At 75.7% G+C, this 5,255-nt stretch carries 3 protein-coding genes; 1 reads left to right on the plus strand and 2 read right to left on the minus strand.

Annotated elements, in window-relative coordinates:
* Window positions 1–309 precede the first annotated feature (309 nt).
* Both PV721_RS40955 and PV721_RS40960 read right to left on the minus strand, forming a co-directional pair.
* A complete protein-coding gene (locus tag PV721_RS40955) occupies window positions 310–2,610 on the minus strand; it encodes a DUF5682 family protein (protein ID WP_319733611.1) in 2,301 nt (766 codons plus the stop codon).
* On the minus strand, window positions 2,607–3,713 hold the full coding sequence (locus PV721_RS40960; protein ID WP_319733612.1) for an AAA family ATPase: 1,107 nt from the start codon (window positions 3,711–3,713) through the stop codon (window positions 2,607–2,609). The genes PV721_RS40955 and PV721_RS40960 overlap by 4 nt, the downstream gene beginning before the upstream one ends.
* A 134-nt stretch (window positions 3,714–3,847) precedes the next feature.
* Between PV721_RS40960 and PV721_RS40965 the strand changes: the two genes are divergently transcribed.
* Window positions 3,848–5,191, plus strand: coding sequence for an SWIM zinc finger family protein (locus PV721_RS40965; RefSeq protein ID WP_319733614.1), 1,344 nt, complete (start codon window positions 3,848–3,850; stop codon window positions 5,189–5,191).
* The last annotated feature ends 64 nt before the right edge of the window (window positions 5,192–5,255 follow it).

The following is a 5,255-nucleotide window of genomic DNA, read 5'->3' on the forward strand; positions in this document are numbered from 1 at the left end:
CACCCGGTCCCGTCCGCCTCACCCCCGCCCAGCACCATCCGCCACCGCCGCAACCGCTCGCCTCCGGCGCGCTCCACGCCGTCCTGCGCCCTGTCCGTACCGCTCATCCGCCCGTCCCCCTCCACTAGTCGTTTCCACCGCCACGTCCGGCCCGGCCGGCACATTCCAGCCCGCCGCACGTTCCGGCCCTGCCGCACGCTCCAGCCCCGCCGACGTCCGAGGCGCTTTTCAGTCCCCGCCGGCGTTCGAGGCGCGGGGTCCGGGGCGGAGCCCCGGCAACGGCGCCGCACCCGCCCCCGGGACTCCGCCTCAGGCCACCGCAACCCCGCCGGGAGCCGAGAGCAGCATCCGCACCAGCTCCACCACCGCATCCGCCCGCACGGGATCCAGCTCCGCCGCGAAGCCCTCGGGCGCCGAGGACGCCGAGCTCGCGGCGGCGGAACCGCCGGGCCCCCGCCGCACCAGTTCGCCCAGGCTCCGCTTCACCCCCGGCTCGTACGCCCCGAAGGTCCTCCGCAGCAGCGGGAGTACGTCGGTGAAGGCCCGCTCCGGCACGCCCACCAGCCAGGTGTCGATGAGCCCCAGCAGCCGGTCGTCGTGGACCAGCAGCGTGCCGCCGCCCGAACTCCCGCCCGCGAAGCCCTCGATCCAGCCCGCCGCGTCGGCCGGGGAGGCCGCCGGGGACAGCGCGAGCCCCATCAGCCGCGCCGTCTCCTCGGCCGGCAGCCGCCCGTCGTCGAGGAGCAGCCTGGCCGCCCGGCCGCGGATGACGCCCGGCACGGTGTCCCGGCCTGCCAGCGTCCGCAGCACCGCGGACCAGCGCTCCCGCAGCCCCTCGTCGGCGTCGGCCAGCAGCGCCACCGCCCCGTGCACCCCGTCCACGTGACCGCGCAGCTCCGCCGCCGCGTCGGCGTCCAGGCCGGCCGCACACGCCGGCGGCAGCGCCACGCATATCCGCTCGGCGAGCCCGGCCGCCACCACGGCGAGCGCTGTCGCGTCGGTGCCGCGCACGTCCCCGTACCTCAGCGAACGGGCCAGCGCGGGCAGCGCCTTGGCGAGGCGCGCCACGTCGGTGTCCAGTGCGGCCCGGTCCGCGAGGGCGCGCAGTACGGCGGGCAGCGTCTCCGACAGCCCGGCCAGCAGGCACCGCTCGGCGAGCGCGGTGACCTCGCCCAGCTCCTCGGCTCCGGCCGCGTCGGCCTCGGCCTTGACGGTGGCCGCCGCGAGGACGGTGGTGCCCCAGATCCCGGCCTCGGCGACCCGCACCGACAGTTCGGGCTCCCACCGCAGCCGCCAGGTCTCCCGGAAGGTCCCGGTGCTGCCGCGGGAGGCGGTCGGGGTGCCCCATCCGATGCCGAGCAGCCGCAGCCGGTGCAGCAGCAGGGATTTCGCCGCGTCGGTGTCCTTGCGCAGGTCGAGTTCCAGTTCGCGGTCCTGCGCCTCGGCCTTGAGCCGCAGCGAGCGCTGCTGCCGCGTCAGGTCCCGCTGGAGCGGTACGACGGGTGCCGCGTCCGGGACCTCGCCGAGCACGTCGCCGACCACCAGGCGGTCCTCGATCAGCGCGAGCGGTATGTCGGAGCCGTCGCACATGACCGCCCGGACCGCTTCGAGGGTCTCCGTCAGGCCGGGCAGCGGCCGTCCCCGCATCGCGGCCAGGGTCTCGGCCAGCCGGACCGCCTCGATGACGTGCGCCGAGGAGACCTGCCGGTCCTCCGCGCGCAGCAGGCCGGCGACCTTGGTCAGCCACCGCTCGACGGGCCGGTCCCGGGCCTCGAAGAGGTGGGCGTACCAGCCGGGCGAGGTGATCCCCGCGCCGTACCCGCCGGCCCGGGCGAGCCGGCGGTGGGTCCACGGCACCCAGGTGGTCTCCACCTTGACCTTCGGCAGGCCGCTCAGCAGTGCCTTGTCCGCGGCCACGGTGGTCTTCGCCCGCAGCGCCGGGACGTGCCAGGCCCCGCACACCACGGCGTACGCGTCGCCGAACTCCCGGCGGGCGGCCCGCATCCGCTGCCGCATGTACGCCTCGCGCACGAGGTCGCGGCGGTGGCCGCCGTCGCCGTACGCCTCGCGCAGGGCTCCCATGGCCTCCCCGAGCGCTTCGAACGCGCCGAGCACTTCCTCGGGGCCGCCCCCGCTGCCGTCTGCGCCCCGAGTGCCCCGGTGCTCGACCACGTCCTCCCACCAGCGCTCGGGGTCGTCGTACCCGGCGGTCTCGGCCAGGACCGCGAGCGGGTCCACCCTGACCGCCTCGGGCTCGTCGTGGTCCGCGCCCGGCTCGGCGGCCAGCGAGTGCGCGGCCGGCAGGTCCATGAACCGCACCGGTACGCCGGCCTGCTGCGCCCAGCGGATCGCCACCCACTCCGGGGAGAAGTCGGCCAGCGGCCAGAACGCGGCCCGGCCGGGGTCGTCCGCGGCGTGCGCGAGCAGCGCCACGGGCGGCCGCATCCCGGGGTCGGCGGCGAGCGCGAGCAGGCCGTCCCCCTCGGGCGGGCCCTCGATCAGCACGGCCGCCGGGCGGGCCGCGTCCAGCGCGGCCCGCACCGCGCGGGCCGAGCCGGGCCCGTGGTGCCGCACCCCCAGCAGCAGTGGGCCCTGCGGGCTCGGGCTCATACCGTCACCTCCCGGCAGGCCCGGTAGAAGTCCTTCCAGCCGTCGCGCTCGCGGACCACGGCCTCCAGGTACTCCTGCCAGACCACCTTGTCGGCGGCCGGGTCGCGGACCACGGCGCCGAGGATCCCGGCGGCCACGTCGGAGGGGCGCAGCACGCCGTCCCCGAAGTGGGCGGCCAGGGCCAGCCCGCCGGTGACGACGGAGATGGCCTCGGCGGTGGACAGCGTCCCGCTGGGCGACTTCACCTTCGTCCGGCCGTCGTCGGTGACCCCGTCGCGCAGCTCGCGGAAGACGGTGACGACGCGGCGGATCTCCTCCAGGCCTTCGGGCGCGGCCGGCAGGTCGAGGGCGCGGCCCATCTGGTCGACGCGGCGGGCGACGATGTCGACCTCGGCGTCGGCGCTGGCGGGCAGCGGCAGCACGACGGTGTTGAAGCGGCGGCGCAGCGCGCTGGAGAGTTCGTTGACCCCGCGGTCGCGGTCGTTGGCGGTGGCGATGAGGTTGAAGCCGCGCACGGCCTGTACCTCTTCGCCGAGCTCCGGTATCGGCAGCGTCTTCTCGGACAGGACGGTGATGAGGGTGTCCTGGACGTCGGCGGGGATGCGGGTGAGCTCCTCGACGCGGGCGGTCATGCCCTCGGCCATGGCCCGCATGACGGGGCTGGGGACGAGGGCCTCGCGGCTGGGGCCGTGGGCGAGGAGCCGGGCGTAGTTCCAGCCGTACCGGATGGCTTCCTCGGGGGTGCCGGCGGTTCCCTGGACGAGGAGGGTGGAGTCTCCGCTGACGGCGGCGGCGAGGTGTTCGGACACCCAGGTCTTGGCGGTGCCGGGGACGCCGAGCAGGAGCAGCGCGCGGTCGGTGGCCAAGGTGGTGACGGCGACTTCGACGATGCGGCGCGGTCCCACGTACTTGGGTGTGATGACCGTGCCGTCGTCGAGCGTGCCGCCCTGCAGGTACGTGGCGACGGCCCAGGGGGAGAGCTTCCAGCGGGCCGGGCGGGGCCGGTCATCGGCGGCCGCGAGGGCTTTCAGTTCGTCTGCGAAGGCATCTTCGGCGTGCGGTCGCAGCGCTTCGGCCGGGCGTTCGTTCTCGGGCGTGGTCATGGTCCCCCTCCAAGGCTCGGCAGCCGCTTCCGACTGCTGGATCCACGGTGCACCACGCCACTGACAACGCGCCTTGCTCACAGTGTCGTTGCAGGTCAGAGCGATTGTCAGTGGGGTTCTCTACGGTGGGACACATGACTGAGCAGGGGGTCCGCTGGACAGCGGAACAGGTACTGGCTCTGGCTCCTGACGATGCCTCACGCAAAGCGGGGAGCAGACTCGGCGGGGCGGGTCCGTGGTCACAGATCGGAGGTTCCGCTTCCGGTTCTGTGTGGGGGTTGTGCAAGGGCAGCGGCAGCAAGCCGTACCGGACGGTCGTGGACCTGACCGGGCCGGCGTACAAGTGCTCCTGCCCGAGCCGGAAGTTCCCGTGCAAGCACGCGCTGGGACTGCTGCTGCTCTGGTCCGCCGAGGGGGCCGGCGAGCCGGGCGAGGCGCCGGACTGGGCCGCGCAGTGGCTGGCGGACCGGGCGGCGAAGGCCGCGCGTCCGGCCGCCGGGGCGGGCGGGCCCGTGGACGAGGAGGGGGCGCGCAAGCGCGCCGAGCGGCGGGCGGCCCGCGTCGGCGCGGGCGTCACCGAGCTGGAGCAGCGGCTGGCCGATCTGCTGCGAGGCGGCCTGGCGGGCCAGGAGCAGGCCGGTTACGCGGGGTGGGAGGAGACCGCCGCCCGGATGGTCGACGCACAGGCACCCGGACTGGCGGGCCGGGTAAGGGAGTTGGGGACGATACCCAGTTGCGGCCCGGGCTGGCCCGCCCGGATGCTGGAGGAGGCGGCGCTGCTGCACCTGCTGGACCGGGCCTGGCTGGGGGTGGCCGGGCTGCCGGAACAGCTGGCGGCGACGGTGCGCAGCCGGGTGGGACTGCCGGCCTCCGGGGAGGGGGAGGCCGTACGGGACCGCTGGCTGGTGCTGGCCCAGTACGACTCGGTGTCACCGGACGGCCGGCTCACCACCCGACGGATATGGCTGCGCGGACTGCAGGGCGGACGGCCCGCCCTGGTACTGGACTTCGGACCGCCCGGGCGGCCGCCGGGCCTGTCGCTGCCGGTCGGCCTGGTACTGGAGGCGGAGGTCCGCTTCCGGCCCGGATCGGCGGGGCTGCGTGCGGACCTCGGGGAGAGGTTCTCGGCGGCCGTTCCGTGCGGCGGGGTTCCGTCCGGGGTGAGCACGGGGGCGGCGCTGGAGGCGTACGGGGCGGCGCTGCGGGAGGACCCGTGGCTGGAGTCCTGGCCGGTGGTGCTCGGCCCGGTGGTTCCGATACCGGGAGAGCTCGGCTGGCAGCTGGCGGACGCGGAGGGCACCTGCGCCCTGCCGGTGCCCCTCACGGGGTCCGGCAGCCGTTCCCGCTCGGGCTTGTGGCAGCTGGCCGCGTTGTCGGGAGGGGGGCCGGTGACGGTGTTCGGTGAGTGCGGCCACCGCGGCTTCACCCCCCTGACGGCCTGGCAGCCGGACTCGCCCGAGCCGGTCGCCCTGTCCTGAGCGCGGCCGGGACACCTCACACACCGCAGGGGGCCTGGGGGGACGTCTGCCGTCACACAGGGGC

It is taken from the genome of Streptomyces sp. MB09-01 (assembly GCF_033794505.1).
Taxonomy (GTDB): Bacteria; Actinomycetota; Actinomycetes; order Streptomycetales; family Streptomycetaceae; genus Streptomyces.